This window comes from Aliidiomarina iranensis (assembly GCF_003987135.1).
GTDB classification, from domain to species: domain Bacteria; phylum Pseudomonadota; class Gammaproteobacteria; order Enterobacterales; family Alteromonadaceae; genus Aliidiomarina; species Aliidiomarina iranensis.
Genome location: NZ_PIPJ01000005.1, coordinates 1 through 23,303, shown reverse-complemented (window position 1 = coordinate 23,303; position 23,303 = coordinate 1). Strand labels below are relative to the sequence as shown.

At 46.5% G+C, this 23,303-nt stretch carries 22 protein-coding genes, 1 rRNA gene and 1 pseudogene; 12 read left to right on the top strand and 12 right to left on the bottom strand.

Features of this window, described 5'->3' with window-relative positions:
- Positions 1-127: 127 nt before the first annotated feature.
- Complete coding sequence (gene pepB / locus CWE08_RS07805; protein WP_126767313.1) at positions 128-1,420, bottom strand: aminopeptidase PepB; 1,293 nt, start codon at positions 1,418-1,420, stop codon at positions 128-130.
- Positions 1,421-1,525: 105 nt separating this feature from the next.
- On the opposite strand from pepB, the gene sfsA reads away from it, so the two are divergent.
- From sfsA to panC, 7 genes are all read left to right on the top strand, one after another.
- Entirely contained in the window at positions 1,526-2,224 is a 699-nt protein-coding gene (gene sfsA, locus CWE08_RS07800) for a DNA/RNA nuclease SfsA (RefSeq protein WP_126767311.1), read from the top strand.
- Positions 2,225-2,366: 142 nt separating this feature from the next.
- On the top strand, positions 2,367-2,822 hold the full coding sequence (dksA, locus tag CWE08_RS07795; protein ID WP_126767310.1) for an RNA polymerase-binding protein DksA: 456 nt from the start codon (positions 2,367-2,369) through the stop codon (positions 2,820-2,822).
- Positions 2,823-2,889: 67 nt separating this feature from the next.
- The gene (gene gluQRS, locus CWE08_RS07790; RefSeq protein WP_126767308.1) at positions 2,890-3,921 is read left to right on the top strand and encodes a tRNA glutamyl-Q(34) synthetase GluQRS; all 1,032 of its coding nucleotides are present in this window, start codon (positions 2,890-2,892) and stop codon (positions 3,919-3,921) included.
- Positions 3,922-4,002: 81 nt separating this feature from the next.
- Entirely contained in the window at positions 4,003-5,403 is a 1,401-nt protein-coding gene (gene pcnB / locus CWE08_RS07785) for a polynucleotide adenylyltransferase PcnB (RefSeq protein ID WP_126767307.1), read from the top strand.
- Positions 5,396-5,896 carry a 2-amino-4-hydroxy-6-hydroxymethyldihydropteridine diphosphokinase gene (folK, locus tag CWE08_RS07780; protein WP_126767305.1) on the top strand — a complete coding sequence of 167 codons (501 nt, stop codon included), beginning with the start codon at positions 5,396-5,398 and terminating at the stop codon, positions 5,894-5,896. The genes pcnB and folK overlap by 8 nt, the downstream gene beginning before the upstream one ends.
- Positions 5,897-5,908: 12 nt before the next feature.
- Positions 5,909-6,706 carry a 3-methyl-2-oxobutanoate hydroxymethyltransferase gene (panB, locus tag CWE08_RS07775; RefSeq protein ID WP_126767304.1) on the top strand — a complete coding sequence of 266 codons (798 nt, stop codon included), beginning with the start codon at positions 5,909-5,911 and terminating at the stop codon, positions 6,704-6,706.
- Positions 6,707-6,719: 13 nt separating this feature from the next.
- Entirely contained in the window at positions 6,720-7,592 is an 873-nt protein-coding gene (gene panC, locus CWE08_RS07770; RefSeq protein WP_126767302.1) for a pantoate--beta-alanine ligase, read from the top strand.
- Here panC and panP read toward each other — a convergent pair.
- The 6 genes and pseudogenes from panP to mpl all read right to left on the bottom strand — a co-directional run bounded on the left by panP (position 7,589) and on the right by mpl (position 13,977).
- A complete protein-coding gene (panP, locus tag CWE08_RS07765; RefSeq protein ID WP_198677110.1) occupies positions 7,589-9,247 on the bottom strand; it encodes a pyridoxal-dependent aspartate 1-decarboxylase PanP in 1,659 nt (552 codons plus the stop codon). The genes panC and panP overlap by 4 nt on opposite strands.
- Positions 9,248-9,353: 106 nt before the next feature.
- Positions 9,354-10,010, bottom strand: a pseudogene (gene trmB / locus CWE08_RS07760) (tRNA (guanine(46)-N(7))-methyltransferase TrmB); the annotation flags it as partial.
- A gap of 12 nt (positions 10,011-10,022) precedes the next feature.
- Positions 10,023-10,796, bottom strand: a complete 774-nt coding sequence (locus tag CWE08_RS07755; RefSeq protein ID WP_126767298.1) for an ABC transporter permease — start codon at positions 10,794-10,796, stop codon at positions 10,023-10,025.
- Position 10,797: 1 nt separating this feature from the next.
- Positions 10,798-11,730 carry an ABC transporter ATP-binding protein gene (locus CWE08_RS07750; protein WP_126767296.1) on the bottom strand — a complete coding sequence of 311 codons (933 nt, stop codon included), beginning with the start codon at positions 11,728-11,730 and terminating at the stop codon, positions 10,798-10,800.
- A 95-nt stretch (positions 11,731-11,825) separates the two neighbouring features.
- A complete protein-coding gene (locus CWE08_RS07745) occupies positions 11,826-12,497 on the bottom strand; it encodes a flavin prenyltransferase UbiX (protein ID WP_126767295.1) in 672 nt (223 codons plus the stop codon).
- A gap of 4 nt (positions 12,498-12,501) precedes the next feature.
- Positions 12,502-13,977 (bottom strand): UDP-N-acetylmuramate:L-alanyl-gamma-D-glutamyl-meso-diaminopimelate ligase, encoded by a 1,476-nt coding sequence (gene mpl, locus CWE08_RS07740; RefSeq protein ID WP_126767293.1) that lies wholly within the window; start codon positions 13,975-13,977, stop codon positions 12,502-12,504.
- Between the two features lie 189 nt (positions 13,978-14,166).
- Here mpl and CWE08_RS07735 point away from each other — a divergent pair, with 189 nt between their 5' ends.
- The 5 genes from CWE08_RS07735 (at position 14,167) to CWE08_RS07715 (ending at position 18,571) form a co-directional block, all read left to right on the top strand.
- Positions 14,167-15,168, top strand: a complete 1,002-nt coding sequence (locus CWE08_RS07735; protein WP_126767292.1) for a class 1 fructose-bisphosphatase — start codon at positions 14,167-14,169, stop codon at positions 15,166-15,168.
- Between the two features lie 135 nt (positions 15,169-15,303).
- A complete protein-coding gene (ppa, locus tag CWE08_RS07730; protein ID WP_126767290.1) occupies positions 15,304-15,837 on the top strand; it encodes an inorganic diphosphatase in 534 nt (177 codons plus the stop codon).
- An 8-nt stretch (positions 15,838-15,845) separates the two neighbouring features.
- Positions 15,846-16,613, top strand: a complete 768-nt coding sequence (locus tag CWE08_RS07725; protein ID WP_126767289.1) for an ABC transporter ATP-binding protein — start codon at positions 15,846-15,848, stop codon at positions 16,611-16,613.
- Positions 16,613-18,079: an ABC transporter permease gene (locus CWE08_RS07720; RefSeq protein ID WP_126767287.1), complete on the top strand. Its 1,467-nt coding sequence runs from the start codon at positions 16,613-16,615 to the stop codon at positions 18,077-18,079. The genes CWE08_RS07725 and CWE08_RS07720 overlap by 1 nt, the downstream gene beginning before the upstream one ends.
- The gene (locus CWE08_RS07715) at positions 18,080-18,571 is read left to right on the top strand and encodes a DUF3299 domain-containing protein (protein WP_126767286.1); all 492 of its coding nucleotides are present in this window, start codon (positions 18,080-18,082) and stop codon (positions 18,569-18,571) included. It abuts the gene before it with no gap.
- Between the two features lie 85 nt (positions 18,572-18,656).
- On the opposite strand, the gene CWE08_RS07710 is transcribed toward CWE08_RS07715, so the two are convergent.
- The 5 genes from CWE08_RS07710 to rrf form a co-directional block, all read right to left on the bottom strand.
- Positions 18,657-19,379, bottom strand: a complete 723-nt coding sequence (locus CWE08_RS07710; protein ID WP_126767284.1) for a TIGR04219 family outer membrane beta-barrel protein — start codon at positions 19,377-19,379, stop codon at positions 18,657-18,659.
- Positions 19,380-19,469: 90 nt separating this feature from the next.
- Positions 19,470-19,928 (bottom strand): copper chaperone PCu(A)C, encoded by a 459-nt coding sequence (locus CWE08_RS07705; protein WP_126767283.1) that lies wholly within the window; start codon positions 19,926-19,928, stop codon positions 19,470-19,472.
- 43 nt (positions 19,929-19,971) lie between these two features.
- The gene (locus tag CWE08_RS07700) at positions 19,972-20,265 is read right to left on the bottom strand and encodes a hypothetical protein (protein WP_126767281.1); all 294 of its coding nucleotides are present in this window, start codon (positions 20,263-20,265) and stop codon (positions 19,972-19,974) included.
- A gap of 263 nt (positions 20,266-20,528) precedes the next feature.
- A complete protein-coding gene (locus CWE08_RS07695) occupies positions 20,529-22,931 on the bottom strand; it encodes a TonB-dependent receptor plug domain-containing protein (RefSeq protein WP_126767279.1) in 2,403 nt (800 codons plus the stop codon).
- A 253-nt stretch (positions 22,932-23,184) separates the two neighbouring features.
- Positions 23,185-23,300: ribosomal RNA gene (gene rrf / locus CWE08_RS07690) — 5S ribosomal RNA — on the bottom strand.
- Between the last annotated feature and the right edge of the window lie 3 nt (positions 23,301-23,303).

Sequence of the window (23,303 nt, the reverse complement as noted above, 5' to 3'; positions counted from 1 at the left end):
AACGGATGCGCCCTAAACAAAGGATCAAAACAGCAAATAACCGCGTTTGATCTGAATAACTCAGCGATGAAAACGGTGGGCACCCGAGGCACCACACCGTAAACCATAAAAATAATCGGCAGTTTGATTACTCGGCAGTATTTAGAATCTTTGCAATGTTACGCACGCCGATCCCGGTAGCGCCAGCGGCCCAGAGGCCATTCGCATTCCCTTGATAAGCTGCAGCCAAATCGAAATGCAACCAACCGCTACCATTATTTGGAGCAAAGCGTAACAGAAAGCCCGCTGCGTTGCTTGCGCCACCAGCACCACCACCTTTAATAGGCTTGCTATTCGCCGTATCTGCAAACGCTGAAGGGCAGTTTTCTTGATGCCATGGCGCTAACGGTAAACGCCATAAAGGCTCTGCTTCAGCTTTCGCTGCCTGCAAGGCAAAATCTGCAAACCCATCATCAACACTAAACAAAGCATTGTATTCCGTGCCCACAGCCACTTGCGCGGCACCTGTTAGCGTTGCTGCATCAATAATTTTCTTAGCGCCTAATTCACCGGCACGCAGTAAACCATCGGCTAACACTAAACGGCCTTCCGCATCCGTGTTCACCACTTCAACCGACACACCATTTTTGTAGGTAATAATATCGCCGTTTTTATACGCCGTACCATCGATCATATTTTCAGCACAGCAAAGCAATAGTTGCACGCGCTTATTCAGGCCATTTTTAATCGCCAATAGAAGTGCCGCCGAAACCGTGGCCGCGCCACCCATATCACACTTCATGGCCACCATGCCTTCATTACTTTTAATACTGTAGCCGCCGGTATCGAAGGTAATACCTTTACCAATCAAGGCAAAATCAACGGGCGCTTCAGCATCGCCTGTTGGATTATAATCAAGCTCCAATAACACCGGTTTACGCGCACTTGCACGGCCTACGGTGTGAATACCAAAACGCCCTTCTTGCAATAAATCATCGCCCACGATCATGCGGTACTGCACATGCTTACCGCCAGCTTGCACGAGCTTTTCAACCACTCGTTCACTAAGTTCTTCCGGATACATATCCGCCGAAGGCAGGTTGATTAATTCTCGGCTCCAACGAACCGCATCGGTAATCGCCTGTAATTGCGGTTTATCGGCTTCCAAGAATTCTACATGATTGGTGTTTTGAGTATCAGTGAATCCTTGAGCTAGCGCCCATTGGCGATCGAGTGTCCAGCCATCACCGGTAGGTGCGATTTGAGTGATTCCGAGCTGATCGAGCTTACGCCCAGCTTTTTGAATACTGCGGAGTAATAACTCTTCTTCACCTTGTAATACAATGTGCATACCTGAATCGGTAAGATAGCAGCGGCTGTTATCCCGGTAGTTTGCTGGGGCTGGGGTTTGCGTTAAATGAACCTGTACTGCACTAGACATAATAATGTTCTCCGCGTATGTTGCCATCTTTTAAAAATAAGTGCTGAATTTCTTTTTAAACACTTTCTATACTCTCTCTATACTGTAACGGGAAACCAACCAACGATGCAATTTGATCCCCCACTACAGCGCGCTATTCTACACCGAAGATACAAACGTTTCTTAGCTGATGTAGAAACCGAACAAGGTGAAATCATCACGATTCACTGCCCAAACACTGGCGCCATGACAGGATGCGCTGAACCTGGCAGTGAAGTATGGTTTAGCACCAGTGATAACCCGAAACGAAAATACCCCAATACTTGGGAACTTACTCACACCACCGATAACCATTGGATCTGTGTGAATACCGGCCGCGCCAATCAACTCGTTTCCGAGGCTTTACAACAAAACGCACTCACGCCACTTGTGGGCTACACCACGTTAAAACGAGAAGTAAAGTACGCCGAAAATAGCCGCGTTGATATTAAACTAACTGGCGGCGAGATCCCTGATACTTATATTGAAGTAAAATCTGTAACTTTGCTTGCCGATAAGCAAGGCTATTTTCCCGATGCAGTATCAATTCGCGGAAGAAAGCATTTGCAGGCACTCATACAAATGAAAGAACAAGGGCATAGGGCCGTTTTGGCGTATGCAATCTTACATTCAGGGATCCATTCTGTGCTTCCGGCAGTAAACATTGATCCGAAATATGCGGAACTCATGCAACAAGCGAAGCAAGCTGGTGTGAAAGTATTAGAAGTTTATTTTCAAGTGAATGAGAAAGAAATTTCCTGTACCGGTAGTTATTTGCAAAAGTAACCTTGAAAAACATGGCTCGCAACCCAACCTAAGGGCTCGGCGATTAAATTGCGCGCTTTATTTTTTTCTGATATACATGCCCATCGTTTTTACGAAGTGGGCTCAATTATAGGATGGTATCGCCTCCTGGAGGATAGAAAACATGTCTGATGCGGCTAAGGAAAAGAAAGCGCATGGGGTGCTTGCACAGGCTGAAATAGCGCCTTACCAAGCAAAAGATGGCGAAGAATATATGAACGAGGCTCAACTCAGCCATTTTCGCCGCATTTTGGAAACCTGGCGAGCGCAACTTCGTGCCGAAGTTGATCGCACTGTGGGCCACTTAAAGGAAGAAGCTTCAAATTATGCGGATCCAGTTGATCGCGCAGCGCAAGAAGAAGAGTTCGCGATTGAACTGCGTACTCGAGACCGCGAGCGTAAGTTAATTAAGAAGATTGAAAAAACTTTAGAGCTCATTGAGCGCAACGATTTTGGTTACTGCGAATCCTGTGGTGTTGAAATTGGTATTCGGCGGTTAGAAGCGCGGCCAACAGCTGATCTTTGCATTGATTGCAAAAGCTTAGCTGAAATTCGCGAAAAGCAGATGCGGGGTTCTTAACCGATCCCGTTTGCGGTACGAACTATTGAGGTACAAAATAGTGCCTAACCGCTACAAGTAATCTTTAATGGCAACCGAAGAAACTCACTCAGCATCGCACACCTCGGGCGCAAGTGGCCAGCGTAACTCTTCATCGTTAGATGAACAAAACGCTAATATAAGCGATGAACTAGGCGCTAATCTAAACGATTACCCTAGAAGTTACCGTGGCCGTTTCGCCCCTAGCCCTTCCGGTCCCCTTCACGCAGGTTCTCTAGTAGCTGCCCTTGGAAGCTTTTTGGATGCTCGCGCTCACAGAGGCAAGTGGCTCGTTCGTATTGAAGATATCGATCCCCCGCGGGAAATTCCCGGTGCCGCCGATACTATTTTGCAGCAACTCGAAGCGCACGGGCTGCTGTGGGACGAAACCGTGTCTTGGCAAAGCCAAAACAGTGAGCGCTATGAATATTGGTTGGCGCGTTTAAGTGCCGAGAGCCTTAGTTATTGCTGCACATGCACGCGAGCTGAAATCAAAGCTCGGGGTGAGCAATATGATGGGCATTGCCGTTTTCTTAAGCGTGGCGCAGAAGGCGCTGCTGTACGCCTAATTAATGAGAATCCAATACGCTACTTGCACGATCGGTGGCATGGTCGAGTTGAATTAGCGCCAGCACAAGCTGCCGAAGATTTTGTTTTACGCCGCCGCGATGGCTTCTGGGCTTATCAATTGGCTGTTGTGAGCGACGATTACGCGAGCGGTATCACCGATATTGTGCGCGGCGAAGATTTACTCCATGCTTCGGGTTGGCAACTCACCCTGTGGCAACAATTCAATCAGTTACAACACGCTAATACCTCATTGGATTCCGCTACAAACATAGCCAAACCCCTGCCACGCCTTGGCCATCTCCCCTTAGTGTTCGGTGAAGATGGCCGCAAGTTGAGCAAACAAAACCATGCGCAGGCACTCGGCAACAAAGAAGCTAAAGCGAATTTAGCCGCCGCTACCCAAGCCTTAGGATTAACGCTTCCAGATATTAGTAACTTTGAATCGATCTCAGCATATTTAGCCGCAGCAACGGAAAGTTGGCGGGAAAACAGGTTAAATTCAGCGAACTAGCTCGAGATACGGGCTTGAATACGTAGCCCCTCTGGAAAAATTAGGTTAAAATCGCTGGCAAATTGTACATCGCCTAGGTCTATGAGGAGCACGGCAATTATTAAGCAACTCGCAACATTTGCTAAAAAAGTTTTTCCGGGGAAAACCGCGATAAAACCAGGCAAAACACTACCACAGCCCATTAAAATTCCGCGGTCAGAGCATCCTATTTCCCGCAAGGATATTTCTGAAAATGCGCTCAAGGTTCTCTACCGGTTGAATAAAGGCGGTTACGATGCCTACCTAGTAGGTGGCTGCGTTCGTGATTTACTCCTGGGTGTTACGCCAAAAGATTTTGATGTAGCAACAAATGCCAGCCCTGAACAAATAAAATCGCTGTTTCGAAACTGCCGATTAATTGGCCGCCGTTTCCGTTTAGCACATATTGTGTATGGCCGAGATATTATTGAAGTGGCTACTTTTCGCGGGCATCATGCCGATGATAGCAACGATAATCACAGCGATGAAAAAAAGCATGTTTCCAAGCAAGACAACGAAGGCATGTTATTGCGCGATAACGTTTATGGCACCATTGATGAAGATGCCCAACGCCGAGATTTCACGGTAAATGCGCTCTATTACTCAATTGCTGATTTTGCCATTTATGATTTTGCTAACGGTATCGCTGATTTAGAACAAGGTTTACTCCGATTAATTGGCGACCCAGAACAGCGTTATCGGGAAGATCCGGTTCGCATGTTACGGGCGGTTCGTTTCGCCACCAAGCTCGGCTTACGTTTAGAGCAGGAAACCGAAGCCCCGATTCGTAATTTAGCGAATTTGTTAGATAACATTCCGCCTGCTCGGTTGTTTGAAGAGTTCCTCAAGTTATTCTTAAACCAACGTGCACAAGCTAATTTTGAGCGCCTTACCGAACTTAACTTATTCCAATATTTATTCCCGGTTTTGAAATCAGTATTAAAGCAGCCTGATAGCCTTGAATATCGTATGGCAACACAGGTGTTTGCCGATACAGATAAGCGATTAAGGGAAGAGAAAGGGGTTAATCCAGCTTACTTATTTGCTGCCTTGCTTTGGTACCCTATGTCGGCGCGTGCGGAAGAAATTGTGCAAGAAAGCGGCCTACCACCTTACGATGCCATGCAGATAGCGGCGGCGGATACACTAACCCGACAGGTACGCAGCATTGCTATTCCGAAGCGCTTCAGTATTCCAATGCGCGATATTTGGCTACTCCAACTGCGCTTGCAACAAACCAGCCCGCGCCGGGCAATACGCCTACTTTCACACCCGAAATTTCGCGCAGGCTACGATTTTTTATTGTTGCGGGCGCGTGTTGAAAACGATAAAGAACTAACAGAACTGGGTGCGTTTTGGACTAACTTACAAAAACAAAACCCTAGCGAAGTAGGAAGCGTAGCGGCAAAACCCACCCGCCGGCCACGCCGCCGCAGAGCACCGCGTAAAAATAATAATGGCTAAGTGCTATATCGCCCTTGGGGCTAACTTGCAGGAGCCTGCAGCGGCTATTACCTCGGCTCTTAAAGTGCTGAGCGAACACTCAGATATACATCAGTTACAATATTCTGCGCTCTATCATAGCAAACCTATGGGCCCACAAGATCAGCCTGATTATGTGAACGCGGTTGCAAGCTTTGCAACAAGCCTAGAGCCCTTGGCGATTTTAGATTTACTGCAAGCCATTGAGCATGCACATGGCCGCCTACGCGAACGCCGCTGGGGGCCAAGAACCCTCGATCTCGATATCCTCTTGATTGATAATAATATTATCGATCATCCTCGGTTGCAGGTTCCGCACCCGGGTATAGAACTACGCGAATTTGTTCTCATCCCCCTTGCAGAATTAGCACCCGAACTTGATCTTCCCAATGGAAGATCGGTAAAGTTGTTGGCGCATGCTATTCCGGACAATGGATTAACAATTCTTGCGCCGGCCTCAAGCCTTCCCGTATAGGACAAAACTATTATGAGCCGTATTCGCACAGCTGGATTACTCAAGATGAAGCAAGAGGGAACAAAAATTACCGCCCTTACTGCTTATGATGCTAGCTTTTCAAAACTATTTGCAGCTTGTGGCGTTGATGTCATGCTGGTGGGTGATTCTCTTGGTATGGTTTTGCAAGGGCTGGATTCAACGGTGCCGGTAACCACAGCTGAAGTGGCCTATCACACTCGCTGTGTGCGCGCCGGCGCACCTGAAGCCTTCGTTATTGCCGATATGCCGTTCATGACATACCCAGACCCGGCAACTGCTTGCTTTGAAGCTGCAGAGCTAATGCGCGCTGGGGCAAACATGGTTAAGCTAGAGGGTGGCGAGTGGTTGGTAGAAACCGTACAAGCGCTTACTCAGAATGGCATTCCCGTGTGCGCCCATTTAGGTTTGTTGCCGCAATCGGTAAATGTAGTGGGTGGCTATAAAGTGCAAGGGCGTGATGACGACAGCGCCAAGGCACTTATCAAGCAAGCTCAAGATCTACAAGCGGCGGGCGCCCAACTCTTAGTAGTTGAATGTATTCCAAGCGCGCTAGGAGCCAAAGTGGCAAAAGCCATCGATATTCCGGTGATTGGAATTGGTGCTGGCAATCAAACTGATGGGCAAATTCTGGTAATGCACGATATGCTGGGCATGAATGCTGATTATTTGCCGAAGTTTACCAAAAACTTTTTAGCGGGCCGCGATAGCTTGAGCGCAGCGGTAGAAGCTTATGTTGCCGATGTTCGCAGCGGCGCTTTCCCAGGGCCAGAACACAGCTTTAATTCTTGAGGGTAATTTTCACATGTTGCACCTGGAAACCTTAACGGCGTTAAGAAAGGCACGTGCGAATTGGCGGCAAACCAATGCTAGCGTTGCTTTTGTACCCACGATGGGCAATCTCCATCAAGGGCATTTGCGCTTGGTGGAGCATGCTCGCACACTCGCGGATAAAGTAGTGGTAAGCATCTATGTAAATCCTCTACAGTTTGGCGCAAACGAAGATCTGGATAGTTACCCAAGAACACTGCAAGCGGACATGGAGAAACTCCTTGCTGCAGGCGCGGATGCAGTATTTACCCCGAGTACATCGGTGGTTTATCCCCGAGGTTTAGAGGAACAAACCTTTGTTGAAGTACCCAATTTGAGCAATGAGCTTTGTGGTGCATCAAGGCCAGGGCATTTTCGCGGCGTGGCTACTGTTGTTTGCAAGTTGTTTAATATGGTGCAGCCTGATTATGCGGTATTCGGTAAGAAAGATTACCAGCAGCTATTAGTTATTCGTTTGCTGGCTGAAGATCTATCTCTCCCCATTACCATCATAGGTGTAGCTACCGAGCGTGCCGAAGATGGTTTAGCACTAAGCTCGCGCAACGGTTATTTAAACGCTGCCCAGCGCCAGCAGGCCGCTAAAATTTATGCCATTATGCAAACTGCAAAGCAAAGCTTACAGCAATGTGATCAGCCGTTTGATCAAGATAGCGATAGCATTAAACATATTGAACAGCAGAGCCAACAAGCCTTAAAAGCAGCTGGTTTTACGCCCGATTACGTGAGTATTCGGCGCCAGCAAGACCTTGCTCCGGCAACGTCTGGAGATAAAGCTCTGGTGATCTTGGTGGCTGCTTATTTAGGGAAAACGCGCTTGATAGATAATCTAGAAATTAATCTCGCTTAAGCCGAGGAAACCAAACCCACCCGTTCCGCAGCATCAAGAATATGCTTACGAAGCGACGGTGCTGTGGCAGCGATTTCTCGTTGCTCAACAATGATTTTAGCCAGCATCTCATGGGTAGTCAGAGGGTTTGCCAACACCGTTCTAAATACCAAAGTGCCTTCTCGAAAATACTGGCGTGGGGTTAATTTGGTACGAGAAACAAAGGAGCGGCCGTTTTCCCGCTGTGTTTTCTGAATATAGCGTGTAAGTATATTTAAGTGAGGGGTGATGGCAGCGATCTGCTCGGCATCTGCGTTTGCTAAACTCGCTTTAATTTCAGCCGGTACATAGCGATAGGTAAGTAAACACAACTCAGGATGCGTGATTACTTCAAAATCATCTTGTTGCTCAATTAACGCCGCAAAACCTTTTGCCCGCTCAATACCAGTATCAATCAGAAGTTCATAGCCCTTGCGCCCCATTACGTGCAATGCCGAATAAACCAACATGGCCATGCCTGGGCGCGAACCTTCCATCGTGTGGCTACCCAAATCTTTCGAACCGCGGCGAATCACATACTCTGCATGATGCTCAATGGCGCTCACTAATGAAGGATCTTTAAATAGCACCATGCCCGCTCCCATGGGAACATACATTTGCTTATGCGCATCAATGGTTAAACTATCAGCCCTTTCAATGCCGGCAAGCAGCTTTCGGTGCGTATTAGACATCAATGTTGCCCCACCCCATGCAGCATCTACATGAAAGTGTGCTTGATAAGCTTCCGCTATTTCAGCTATTTCGCTGAGTGGGTCCACGTGGCCGGTTTCTGTGGTGCCAGCGATCCCCACGATTGCCATTACCCGGCCACCCTCACGCGTTACTTTCTCAGCGGCGGCCTTCAGTTCGTTGATTTGCACTCGGTTATTATCATCGGCAGGTACGCTTACAATATTCTTGCGCCCGATACCTAAAACGTCGGCAGCTTTACTCAAAGAATAGTGGCCTCGCTCAGAAACCAATACCACTAAGCGGCTGTATCCATAATGCTGCAGCCCCGCGGCTAAACCTTCCGCTGAAACTCCGGCAAAATCACCATCAGGCGCTAGTAAGTTATTGCGCGCAACCCAAAGGGCAGAAATGTTGGCAATGGTGCCGCCGGAACAAAATGCGCCAAGCGAATGATCAGCACTGTGCATCCAACGATCGTAGAACCCTTTTTTCTCGCCATACACCAAATGGTGCATCATCCCCAGAACTTGTCTTTCCATGGGTGTAAAGGCTTTTGAGGTTTCGATCTTCACCAAATTTTGATTCAACCCCACCATCAACTTCGCCAGCGGCAAAAGAAAATAAGGGAGCGCTGATGTCATGTGGCCAATAAATCTTGGCGATGCGGTATGCACAGATTGCGCAACTAATTTCTTCAATAGCGTATCTGTGTGATCGGACACAAATTCAGGCTGTTCAGGGATATCGCTGTAGGCAAAATCATGCTCGATCTCGTGTAAAGGCCGTTCTTGCGTAACAATATGCGAAGCAAGGAAACCTTCGAGATTTTCCGATAGATGTTGCTCAATTTTGCCAAGTGTGGAATCAGGCGCTTCTGGAACCGTGAAGATTCGGTACAGCGCATCCATACTCACTTCCGCTGTGGTTTTAGGTGCCACGCGCATCTCCTGACCATATTTTTTGAGGCGCAGACTTTAGCACATCTGCATCTGTTTCTGCTAGCGCCGTTAGTTGCGCCAATTCCGCAGGGGCAATAAGATCGGCACCCGCTAAATCGGCAGTGAGCTGCCAAAGCTCCTGCTTGCTTGCTTGGTATTTACGTTCAAAAGGTGTTACCGGCTCAATATCTACCGCTAGCTTAGTCACCTTGGCGGAGATACCGCAACAACGCAATGCTAAGGCAAATTCCTGTAGATAAATCGGCCAATTACTGCGTAGATCAATCGCACCACCTAAGCGAACAAATTCCGGAAACACAGGTGCGCCATGCCAACGCCGGCCCAAGTGCTTTTTCTTCGGCCACGGGTTCGGATACAACAAAAAATGTTTTTCCGGTTGCCACTCGGCTTCACGAGCTAAACGCCAAAAATCATTCAAATCCGCTCTTACCAATAAGTATTGGCCTTCACCTGATTGGCTCTGATGGACATGCTTGCTTAAACGGTGAGCAGATTTATCCACACCTACCACTAAGGCATGGGGATTTCGCTTGGCGATCTCTGCTGTGCTCTCGCCTACGCCACAACACGAATCAAGAATCAGTGGGCCATTGAAATCCGTTAATTTTCGGTTTACCTCGGCAAAGGCCTCGGCACTATGTTCCGCCACAGGCTTCAAAAAGCGGCCTTGCCAGTATTTCCCAACTAACCTTGGAATATCACTATGCACACAACCTTGATTGCTGCTGATAACTCGAGAATTCGCCATCGCTACAGCCAATTAAGTGCGTGTACCAGTGCCACGGCGCAGTAGCCACCAAGCGAGCACGAAAAAAGCGATGTTAAAGATAATCAATACGCCAATGGCTATTGTTGGGGCGATATCTGAAACACCAATAAAGCCAGAGCGGAAACCGTTTACCATATAGATAATCGGATTTATTTTCGAAACCGCCTGCCAAAAATCAGGCAGCAAGGTGATCGAATAAAACACGCCACCAAGATAGGTAAGCGGCGTTAAAACAAAGGTTGGAATAATGGAAATATCATCAAAACTTTTCGCGAACATCGCATTTAACAATCCGCCGAGGGCAAATAGCGTGGCAGTAAGCAATACAGTGATAATAATCATGCCATAGCTTTGAATATCTAATTCAACAAAGAAGCCAGAGACAATAGTAACGATAACAGCAACAATTAGGGAGCGAGCAACACCGCCACCTACATAGCCTAGAATAATTGTAATGTTCGAAACAGGCGCAACCAGCATTTCTTCTAAATTACGCTGAAACTTGGCACTGAAAAAAGAGGCAGCCACATTTGAATAAGCATTCGTAATCACCGACATCATAATCAAGCCGGGAACAATAAACTCCATATAAGTAACGCCGCCCATTTCACCGATTCGGCTACCGATGAGGCTACCGAAAATGATGAAATACAAGGTCATGGTAATGGCTGGCGGCACTAAGGTTTGCACCCATATACGCAAAAAGCGCGTGCACTCTTTAATCCAAATAGTTTTTAATGCAGTGAAATGAATAGGGTTTTTCATATTATTCTTGCTCCTTCGTTTCACGGCCTTGTTCTACTAAATTCACAAACAACTCTTCCAAACGGTTTGCTTTGTTGCGCATTGAAAGTACTTTAATACCCTGTTCGGAAAGTTCACTAAATACTGAGTTTAAGCCAGCCGATTTCGCCACATCTACTTCAATGGTGTGATCGTCGATCACGCGCATAGTGGCGCTTTCAACAGTAGGTGCATTCACACTAGATTCTAAATCCAGCACGAAGGTTTCAATGTTTAGCTTGCCGAGGAGTGCTTTCATCGTGGTGTTTTCAACAATTTCGCCCTTATCGATAATACCGATATTACGGCATAGCATTTCGGCTTCTTCCAGATAATGCGTGGTAAGAATAATGGTAATACCCTGCTTGTTAATACGCGTGAGGAATTCCCACATGGAACGGCGTAACTCAATATCAACACCCGCGGTAGGCTCGTCCAAAATGAGCAACTTGGGCTCATGCAGGAGCGCGCGAGCAATCATAAGGCGGCGTTTCATGCCTCCAGAGAGCGTTCTTCCGCGCTCATCACGCTTTTCCCACAATCCAAGTTGCCGTAAATATTTTTCTGCTCGTTCTCGTGCAAGTTTTCGGGAAACGCCATAGTAGCCCGCTTGATTCACTACAATTTGCTCAACCGTTTCGAACTGATTGAAGTTAAATTCTTGCGGGACCAGGCCAATGTGTTCTTTCACTTCGTTGATCTGAGTATCGAGGTCATAACCAAAAACTTTCACTGAACCTTCGGTTTTATTCACCAACGATGAAATGATGCCAATGGTAGTTGATTTACCGGCGCCATTTGGCCCTAACAAAGCGTAAAAATCGCCCTCTTTAACCGTTAAATCTAAGCCTTTTAACGCGACAAGGCCGCCGCGATAAATTTTTCGCAACCCTTTAATTTCAAGTGCATTGGTCATGCGCTACTCCGGTTAATAATTCGAAACTTTGTACACACCCATGGGGTGTACAAAAAAGATTATGAATTGCATTATTTATGGCGCTAATCATGGCGCTAATTATTGCGCTGATCATAGCCCCAGCGGCTAACGAGCTGTTGGTTTAAGCCAAGGTGATCAAGAATTCGCGCCACTACAAAATCAACCAAATCCGCGATCGATTGCGGCTGATGATAAAAGCCAGGAGCCGCTGGCATTATGGTTACACCCATACGTGAGAGTGTGAGCATGTGCTCCAAGTGAATGCTATGCAGTGGCATTTCTCGTGGCACCATGATTAATTGCCCACGTTCTTTGAGAACAACATCGGCAGCACGCTCAATAAGATTATCGCTCGACCCTGTGGCGATAGAAGCCAAAGAGCCCGTTGAGCAGGGGCATACTACCATACGCTTAGGTGCAGCTGAACCTGAAGCTACTGGCGAAAACCACTCCTCTTTGCCATAAACTTTTAGTTGTTCAGTACTCACATTGAAGTGCTCACAAAAAAACTTTTGAATGGAATCGGGGGAACCGGGTATTTTTAAATTTTCTTCCGTAGCAAACACAACCCGAGCAGCACTGGAAATTAATAATAACACTTGCTGATTCTGAGCCAGCAAACATTCGAGCAAGCGCAATGCATAGGGCGCTCCCGAAGCACCGGTAATGGCCAACGTAACCCGATTATCTTGTTGTTGAAAGGCATCATGAGCGCCCTTCGAACCGCTGGTAAGCGATGATGTCATAGTGCTATCCCTCTGGATGTTTAACACTCGAATTAGCCAATCTATCGAGCAGTTGTTGGTGAATGCCACCGAAAGCACCGTTGCTCATAATCACCCAATGTTCTTCTGTGGCTTGCGCTGCCGTTTGCGTTTTGGCTATTTGGAAATCGCTTAAAATCGCATCAGCAAGCTCGTTAACCTGCTCTTTTATGGTAACCGGCAGGTATTTTGCCGTTACAGAATGCTCTTGGTGATACTCTTTGTCTTCTTCTCCGTGCTCTGCGCTTTGCAACGATGCCAGCTGTTCGGCTAGCTGCACCTCCGCGCCGGCCGGCTGTAAAGCATACACGCTATCAGCTGCTGCAAAAGCAGCGGCCAAAGTATCTTTGTGTACCCCGGCTTTCATGGTATTTGAGCGAGGTTCAAAAACTGCTCGAATTTTAGCATGTGGGCCAACGTGATTTCGCATCGCTTGCAAAGTGGTAGCGATCGCCGTTGGGTGATGCGCGAAATCATCATAAACGCGAACGCCGGCGCATTCACCTCGGAGCTGTAATCTTCGAGCAGGCGATGTAAATCGGCTAAGAACACTTGCTGCCTCTTCGGGGGTAACACCTACTTGGGCCGCCGCCGCTATGGCCATTAAGCCGTTATCTGCATTGTGCTGGCCAATCAAACCCCATTCAACCGTTCCCGCTTCAACACCATGGTGAAGCACTCTAAACCGGCTGCCGTCCGCATTTAGTAGTTCACTGCTCCATGCCTCTTGGTGGCCAATGCGCACCTGTTCCGACCAACAGCCTTTATTTACAACTTCAGCGAGTGCCTTGCTTTCTGCTGGATAAATAACTTGCCCAGTGCTCGGTACCGTGCGTAAAACGTAAGCAAACTGTTGTTGGATTGCCGCTAAATCAGAAAAAATATCAGCATGATCAAATTCAAGGTTGTTCATTACTAAGGTATTACTAAAATAGTGCAAAAATTTTGAGCGCTTATCGAAAAACGCGGTATCGTATTCATCCGCCTCAATCACAAAATATGGGCTATCGGTGAGCCGCGCGGTTTCATTGTAGGGTTGCACCACGCCGCCCACTAAGAAACTCGGATTCAACCCCGCTTGCTCGAGAATCCAAACCAACATAGAAGCCGTTGTGGTTTTGCCATGGGTACCTGAAATAGCCAACACATGGCGTTCGCGCAGTAGAGTTTCCCCGAGCCACTGCGGGCCGGATTGATAAGGGAGTTGTTGCGCCAATACCGCTTCTACTACAGGATTTCCTCGGCTCAACGCATTGCCAATAATAACCAAATCAGGGGTGGCCTGCAGTTGCGTTAAATCATCGCCCTGAAATAGATCAATACCCAAATTTTCCAATTGCGTACTCATCGGTGGGTACACATTACTATCACTGCCAGTTACTCGATAACCCAAAGCTTTCGCAAGCGCCGCGATACCGCCCATAAAGGTGCCACAAATACCAAGAATATGAATATGCTTCATTAGCTACCTATGCTGCTTCCACGAAATAATAATAACCATTCATCATACCACTTCATTTATTTCTAAGCATCTGTGTGCTATCAACCATATCATCGATAATCAATGCGCAAAAAGGAGGCATCGGCCATTGTTTTAAGGTAAACTTGCGAGCGTTTCCGGCAACACCTAAACGACAACCAGAGGCTAATCATGCAGCGCTTGATTCCCGTTCTGAACAATGACCACGTTTCGTTACACCTAATTTCCGTTATCAATACTTTGCTCACTGCGGCAAAGGAAATATCTCACCGCCTTCATCAGGGCAGCCTTGCCGGCACTCTTGGCTCTACACTTGATGAAAACATCCAGGGTGAAACACAGAAAAAATTAGATATCGTTTCCAACCAATTAATAAAAAATATGCTCTTGGAAACTAATCTCGTTCACGCCGTGGCTTCTGAAGAAGAAGATTTCGTGGTTATGGGGAATCCAGATGCAAAATACTTGGTTGCTTACGATCCTCTCGATGGCAGCTCAAATATTGATATCAACGGCTCAGTTGGCACGATTTTCTCCATCTTAGAAAAGCCCAAGCATGCCGCTGAAGGCACGGAACTGTTTTTGCAAACAGGTGATGAGCAGATAGCCGCAGGGTACATTTTGTATGGTCCATCCACGATGTTAGTGCTTACTACCGGTAAGGGTGTTCGCATGTTCACCCTAGATCATACCGTAGGCGAATTTTTGCTAACAGTGGATAAAGTAACGGTGCCGCAGGATACTAAAGAGTTCGCGATTAATATGTCGAACCGCCGTTACTGGACAGCCCCCATGGAGAATTATATTGCCGATCTCTTGCTCGGCGCCGAGGGTGTTCGGAAAAAGAATTTCAACATGCGCTGGAATGCCGCCATGGTTTCTGATGTACATCGTGTGTTATCTCGAGGCGGCATTTTCGCTTATCCGGCTGATTGCAAAAATCCGGAGAAACCCTGTAAATTGCGGTTAATGTATGAAGCAAACCCCATGAGCTTCTTGGTGGAGCAAGCCGGTGGTCGAGCATCAACCGGCTATGAGCGCATTATGTCGTTACAGCCAACCGACATTCATGAGCGCGTTTCCGTATTAATGGGTTCACGTAACGAAGTTGATATGTGCTTGGATTATTACAAAAAATTTAAATGTGAGCGCCCTGATGCGCCAAATCAGTAAAATATTACATTGATTATTTTGAGTTAAATCATAAAGGTTCGCTATAATCGTGCGATGCCAATTGCGAGCCCTTGCCAGCGGCTCAGTGAAAATAATCAGCTAAAGAATTTATTTTAAATATCAAAGGAAAGAAACATGAGCTTGAACGATGTACCAGCAGGCAAAAATTTGCCAGATGAAATCAATGTAATTATTGAGATCCCAGCAAATGCTGATCCAATAAAATATGAAGTAGACAAAGATTCTGGCGCGCTCTTCGTAGATCGCTTCATGACTGCTCCCATGTTTTATCCGTGTAACTACGGCTACGTAAACGACACCTTATCCCTTGATGGCGATCCGGTTGATGTTTTAGTACCTACTCCACACCCATTACAGCCAGGTTCTGTAATTCGTTGTCGCCCAGTTGGCGTTCTGAAAATGAGCGATGAATCAGGAGAAGATGCGAAAATTGTAGCGGTTCCTGTGAGTAAATTAAGCAAAGAATATGATCACATTGAAGATGTGAATGATTTGCCAGAATTGCTTCGTGCTCAAATTACGCATTTCTTCGAGCGTTATAAAGAACTTGAAAAAGGCAAGTGGGTGAAAGTTGAAGGCTGGGGCGATATTGCCGAAGCTAAAGAAGAAATTGAATCTTCGTTTGCTCGCGCCCAAGAGAATAAATAAGTAGCGCTATGGCTACTTGGTGTATACGCGGCCAAGGAATTCAATTTACTTGGCCGCGTCAATCACAACCAACCATTGATATCGCTGAACTGGAAATCAAAATCGGTGAGCGAGTGCTTTTGCGTGGGCCAAGCGGCAGTGGTAAATCAACCTTGCTTTCATTATTGGCCGGTGTTCACTCCGTGCAAGCAGGTAGTCTAAGTATTCTTGATGCTGAGTTGAGCCAGTTATCGCAACGCAAGCGCGATAAATTTAGAGCTGACCACATCGGCTATATTTTCCAACAGTTTAATCTTCTCCCCTATCTTAGCGTTATTCAAAACGTGCTGCTGGCGATCGATTTTTCAAAAACTCGGGCAAAACGTTTAGCTGATAGAAGTATCAGTGCGCAAGCTGAAAGTGAGCGCCTACTAACTCGTTTGGGAATCGCAGCCGATTTGTGGTTAAAACCAGCTGGCAACTTGAGTGTTGGTCAACAACAACGAGTTGCAGCGGCGCGCGCGCTAATTGGAGCGCCCGAATTAATCATTGCCGATGAACCCACCTCTGCCCTTGATACTGATGCGCGCGATACGTTTTTAAATTTATTAAATGAAGAATGTGAGCAGCAAAAGATAACTTTAGTTTTTGTTACTCACGATACAACTTTGAGCCATCACTTCGATCGTATCATTCAGCTTGCCGATATTAACTGCAATAGCAAAGACATAGCCAATGCTGCCGTTGAGAGTGACCTAAACGATAGTGCGGCATATAACGGAAATAAGGAGGCCTAATGCGTATTGTTAAACTTGCAACCGCGAGCCTTCTTAGCCGTAAATCTAATGCGGTGCTTACCTTGATGGCTATCGCAATTAGCGTGATGTTGCTTTTGGGTGTTGAGCGTGTGAGTCAAGAAACTCGTTCTGGTTTTGCCAACACCATTTCCGGCACAGACCTGATTGTAGGCGCACGAAGTGGTTCCGTTAATCTATTGCTCTATTCAGTATTTCACATTGGCAATCCAACCAATAACATTACCTGGAACACTTATCAGCACTGGGCCAACAACAGCCAAGTAGCATGGAGTGTACCGATAGCGCTTGGCGATAGCGTACGCGGCTATCCCGTGGTGGCCACGGAACCAAGCTTTTTCCAGCATTTTCGTTATGCACAGCAGCAACCTCTGCAGTTTTCAGAAGGTGCGGCCTTTCAACGCGGCGAAGCTGTTATTGGTGCTGAAGTAGCTCGGCAACTAAACCTCAGCGTTGGTAGTGATTTGGTGATCGCCCATGGCACTGGCAGTGTCAGTTTTCATGAGCATGATGATCATCCCATGCACATCGCCGGCGTGTTAGAACGCACCGGAACGCCCGTTGACCAAGCAATTTATATAAGCCTTCGCGATCTTGATATTATGCATGGTGGTGCCCATGACGATGCCAGTAATGGGCATGAGCATAATCACGAGCATAATCACGAGCATAATCACGAGCATAATCACGAACATAACCACGAAGATAACCATGACCATGAAAGCTCTGTTGCCAATGAATATGAGGGCACTCATGAAAGCCATGATGCAGAAGAACATCATACTCACAATCATAGCACCGGCAGCCATAGTGACCATGGGGATAGCGCTGAGCACGAGCACGAAATTTTAGCCGGGCGTAACCACAGCGCAAGCAATGAAATACAGCCGCCTATTCCGGGCATTAGCGCCTTCTTGGTAGGTTTGCAGAGTAAGCCCAGGGCAATATTCATGCAACGCCAGATAAACACTTATAGAGAAGAGCCACTTACCGCCATTATGCCGGGCTCTACCTTGCAAGAACTTTGGCGTACCTTGAGTGGCTTTGAGCGGGCATTATCCGTAGTGTCAGGCTTCGTACTTTTAGCAGGCTTGCTCGGTATGCTTGCCACCATATTGGCCAGTTTACGTGAACGCCGCAGGGAAATGGCCGTATTGCGCTCTATCGGCGCCGGGCCAGGTACTATTTTCACACTGTTAGTAAGCGAAACCATGGTGCTTACCTTAGCGGGAATGGCTGCCGGCGTTGGCTTGTTATATGGCTTCATTTTTATGTTAGCGCCTTGGATTCAAGCAAGTTTCGGCGTTGTTGTTGAACTCAGCGGTATATCTAGTGCCGAATGGCTACGCCTTGGAATCGTTTTTGTTGCTGGGTTCTTTATTAGTTTAATTCCAGCTTGGCGAGCTTACAGAAATTCGCTGAGCGATGGTTTATCCATGAGGGTATAAATGAAATTATTCACGCAAGTAGGTTTAATAAGTATCGCAGCCCTATGCCTTACCTCTTTTGCAGCACAGGCGGATGTTCGAGAATTAAAATGGAATGAGCTGAAGCCTTCAGATTGGGAAGCGCCGGCCGTTCGTGATCCTATTTTTTATGAGCAAAACCCAGATATGCAGGTGCAAACTGAGCTTGATGCACCTGTAGTTCCGGAACTTGATGGCGAAAAAGTAAAGATTCCCGGCTACGTTGTGCAACTTGAAGGCGATGACCGGAAAATTACCGAGTTTCTCTTAGTGCCCTATTTCGGCGCCTGCATTCACGTGCCGCCGCCACCGCCAAACCAAATAATTCATGTTACCTTTCCTGAAGGTGTGCCTTACCCGGTTACCTATGATGCGGTTTGGGTAACAGGCACCATTAAGGTAGAGCATCTGGATTCAGATCTGGCATTGGTGGGTTATCAAATGGAAGCAGATGCTGTTATTTCTTATTTCTAACAGAGTATTTGATGTAAAAAGGCACTTCGAACGAAGTGCCTTTTTTGCTTCTAAGAAATAACTAGAACTTTTTTCTAAAGAGGAACTAGAAGCTCAGGGAAACGTTCGCAAACGGCCCAGTGAACTCATAGTTGGTAATAAAATCGTTACCCTGTTTTAAATCCATTTTCATCGCCCGGTAACCTAAGCTCACATACCCATCTAAGGTAAGGCTATCAATAAATCGATAGCGTACCGAACCTTGAAAATCATATACATCATGATCGCCAAAAGTACCTAAATGCCCTTCAGCAATAACTGCAAAACCACTGAAAGGTAAGCCAACAGCAGCGCGCAGATATGCAGAAAAAACATCTTCGTCAATTTTCCAATAAGGCTGATCTGTCATGCCGTAGTTTTCGGCAATAAAGCCATCGATCTGTTTAAGGCTTGCGCCCACATGAAGTTCAACTAAATCATTATCGAGTGGCGCATAAAACAGCGTGTAGGTTTCATGGCCTAAATCAACAGTTACCGAATCCGATGTGGCCACCCAATCACCAGTAAACTTCAATTCTTGTGTTTCAATCTTTACGTTTGGAACAAACGGAACGATATGAATAAAGGTTGCCGACAAGCCTAGCTGTCCCGAACTATCCCAATCATAGCCGCTAAAGCCCGACATCGTGCGGGCAGCAGCATGGCTGCCGCTTGCATCGGCTTGCCAGTATTGTGCTTCCGCATCTAAACTGAATAAAAAATCTGCCGAGGCAGGCATTGATATAACAGCTAAGCTGCTCGCAACAACAATACCTAAAGTCTTTTTCATATATCTCCGCTACTCTCTTTTAAAATTAAACTGATGCGAACTATGCACCCTGCGCGTGATTACGCGGCGCTACTATATTGCCTATGGGAATCAGTGTCTAGCATGATGATTTGTAACGAGTGCTTTCACCGGCGCGGTTAAACTGATTTCACTACCATCACTAAAAATCAGCACAAGCTCATGTTCTTCATCGATTACTAGAGGCCCATTCAATCGCATTAACATCAAGTGATAACCACCTGGTTGCAGAGTCACTCTCTCTCCAGCTGGCACCACTAAAGCGTCCATCTGCTCCATGCGCATTTGTTCGCCTTCCCTTACGTGCTGGTGTATCTCGATATCATCAGCAATATCGCTACTCGCGCCAATTAAAAGAATATCTTGCTCACCGCTGTTCCGTAGCACACCAAACCCAGCGCCATTTGGTTGCCCCGGAATACTCTCCCGCAACCATAGGCTCTCTACTTCAACTTCAGCAAAAGCTGGTGAAACAAATAGCAAAACGCTGGTGCTAAGGCTCAAAAGTAACATCTTATATATGTAACGCATGGTGGACCCCTAATTTATTTTTAGAGCTCCACTTTAGCGAATTTTAAGCTACTTGGGTACGGTTTCGGCTAAATATCCACACAGCGAGTGCAATCAAGAGAATAGGCCAGAATAAGCTAAATCCAACTAACACCAGCACCGCCGAGGCGATTGCTACCGCTAAAACTGTACTGCCAAATATCGCTAAGCCCACCACAAAGGCAATACCTGCTAAGAGGGCAATCACAAACAAAGGAACAACTACAACGGCGAGCAAGCTCATTATAAAGCCAACTAAAGTTGGGCCAAAGAGTGCCAGCAGTGCAATCATTAACAACACCCATAAAAATGTTTTCATCTCATACTCCTAGGTAAAGGCAATCTTGTTGGTAGATAGCCATTCTGTTTATAAGTATGAATATGCAGGTATCGTGCCAAAATTGAAAAATCATGAAGGGCGTTGAAATATAAGCCTACGGCGTTGTGCGGTGCAGCTTTTTCTAAAAGTTGGTTTCGAAATAATTCAGTTTAATAGCATTTTTCGCCAATTTTTAGCGAAATTCTCATAAAAAAGCAGCCTGCTAAAGCAAGGCTGCTTTTCGATTACTTACTAACAATCACTTAAAAGCGATAGCTTACTTCGGCATAATAGTAACCGCCGTTAAATCCAAATGGCGCATTGGTATTTGGATATTGGAAAATACCGTTAAATTGGTTCTCCGGTAATTGCTTATCCGGATAGGTATCAAACAAGTTCTGTGCGCCCAAACGCACAGCTACACTATCAGTGGCTTGATACCGGAACGACAAATCAGCAATCCACTTACCACCGAACGTAGTTTGAGTGCCCGCGTTATTCTCCAGAATATAATCACCAAAGTAACTAAACGCTAAATGCGTTTGTAGCTTCTCATAATCATGGGTAAACGATAATGTACCGCTATTTTGAGGTACAGATCGGGTCATGCGCGTTTGCTCAACGCCATTGAAGAGCTTATCTTCTAAGCCATCTAGAATCTGTGGCAGATTGATTGCATCGATATCGGTTTCGTTATAGCCGTAAGCGGCTTGTGCACGCAGGCTACCATACTCAGCTAAATCATATTCTTTTGCTAGTACGATATCGAGACCTCGAGTAGTGGTATCTACCGCGTTAATAAAGAAGCGCGCATTATCCGCTCCGGCTACGGCTAGCGCATCTGCAACCGCTGGTGAATCACTTGGAATTAACGAGCTTGATAAAATAATGCGGTCATCGATTTCAATTTGATAAGCATCAATTGTCAACGATAAGCCGTTATAACCATTCCAAACCACACCCGCACTAAAGCTTTGTGATTCTTCTGGCTGTAACGCCCCCACTTCCAATTCCCGCGCCACAGCACTCAGGTTGTTAAAGGTACCGGATTGCTCAGGAACTAATTCTCCATCACGGTTAACAAACAAAGTGGAGATGTTTGTGAAATACAATTGCTGGACGCCCGGCGCACGGAAGCCAGTATTTGCCGTAGCCCGTACCGCAAGTTCATCAGTAATAGCGTAACGGCCGGATACTTTCCAACTCGTATTATTACCAAAATCAGAATAATCTTCGTAACGTAATGCCGCGGCCCACTGGAATTTCTCGGTAAGTTGATTCTCTAATTCAACATACAAACCTGTGTTATCACGAGATTCACTAATTTCAGAATCCGGGCGGAAGCCAGTGAAACCTTGGCTGCCTGCAGCACGGTTATCAAAGCCACCATCCTCATAAGAAGCTGGTTCGCCTGCTTTAATCTGATAACCGTTTTCGCGATAGCTCACACCTAGTGCCACAGATAAATCAGAGTAATTGTAGAACTCAATCAAACGTGAAACTTCAAAGCTTACGTTTAATTCATCATGTAACAGAGTACCTGCATCGAATTCACGGGGCGAAGCGGCGCCAAAAGAGGCGTTCAATGAGTTCTCAAGCCGATAATTAAATTCACTTTCACCGTAAACAATCGAAGCATCCGCGAACCAATCGCCAAGGTCGAACCGATAGCCAGAGGCAATAGAAATATCATTTGTATCCGGTGCTAAAATTGGCAAAAATCCATCCGGGTATACTTCTAGTACGTTCCGTGCATCTAAGGCTCTGCGGTAAAATGCACCAGATTTAGTAGTTCGCTCGCTAAAACCACCAAATGCATAAAGTTCACCTGTGCCTACCTGATAATCAGCATTAAAAAATAGGCCAATGTTTTCGAATTCAGCATCGCCAACATGGTGGCTCTTACGATCAAATGTATCTTCTCGCGGATCGAGTTCGCCATCTACCAACGGATATTGTTGCCGTGGGTCAAGCCCCGCACGATTTGTTCGGCCTTTATCATGGTATTCACCGGAAAATACAATAGCCCCTCGATCGTTTAAGTTAACGCCAAAGCTACCGTGTAGTTTTACTTGTTCACCATCACCCTCGTAGGTTTGGCCTGCACTGATATTTAAATCACCGCCTTGAGCGTTGTCTTTCAATACAATGTTAATAACCCCAGCGATCGCATCAGAGCCATATTGGGCTGATGCACCATCACGTAACACTTCGATACGTTTAATTGCGGAAATAGGGATAGCGTTCAAATCAGCATTCGAGCTGCCGCGGCCAGTAGTGCCGTTTAGGTGAACAAGCGAACTACTATGGCGGCGTTTACCATTTACTAGAACTAATGTATGGTCGGGCGATAAGCCACGAAGAGAGGCAGGGCGTACCGCATCGGAACCATCGGTAATAGATGAACTAGGGAAGTTAAAGCTAGGCACAGCGTATTGCAATGCTTTAGCTGTTTCTGTGAACCCGGCTGCCACAAGATCTTCAGCAGAAATAATATCTACAGGCGCTGAACCCTCTGTTGCCGTTCTTACACTCAATCGTGAGCCAATCACCTGAATACGTTCAGGCTCCGAACTTTGAACCTCGGCTTCATTGTCTTGTGCGTAAGAAATTGCTGGTAGCGAAACAATTGAAGCAATAGCTATACTAATCGTAGATCTTTTCATGATGTTTCCCTTATTTCTTGTTAGTTTCTTATTCAATCTAACAGGAGAAACGGTAATGCAACAAGACTAGATCAGACCAAAGTATAACTGAAGAGTATAAACAATTGCTTAACCATAACATTTTAGCGTTGCGGTACGAGAATTTACAGGCACAAATTTCAGAACCTGCTCCGCCCTACTCGAGAGTAGAACACCGCCCTTTGAATACGAAAAAACCCCAGCCTTTCGGGCTGGGGTTTTTGTCGTAATAGGCGCCTGGCGGTGTCCTACTCTCGCATGGGGAGGCCCCACACTACCATCGGCGCTGACATGTTTCACTTCTGAGTTCGGAAAGGATTCAGGTGGTTCCACGTCGCTATGGCCGCCAGACAA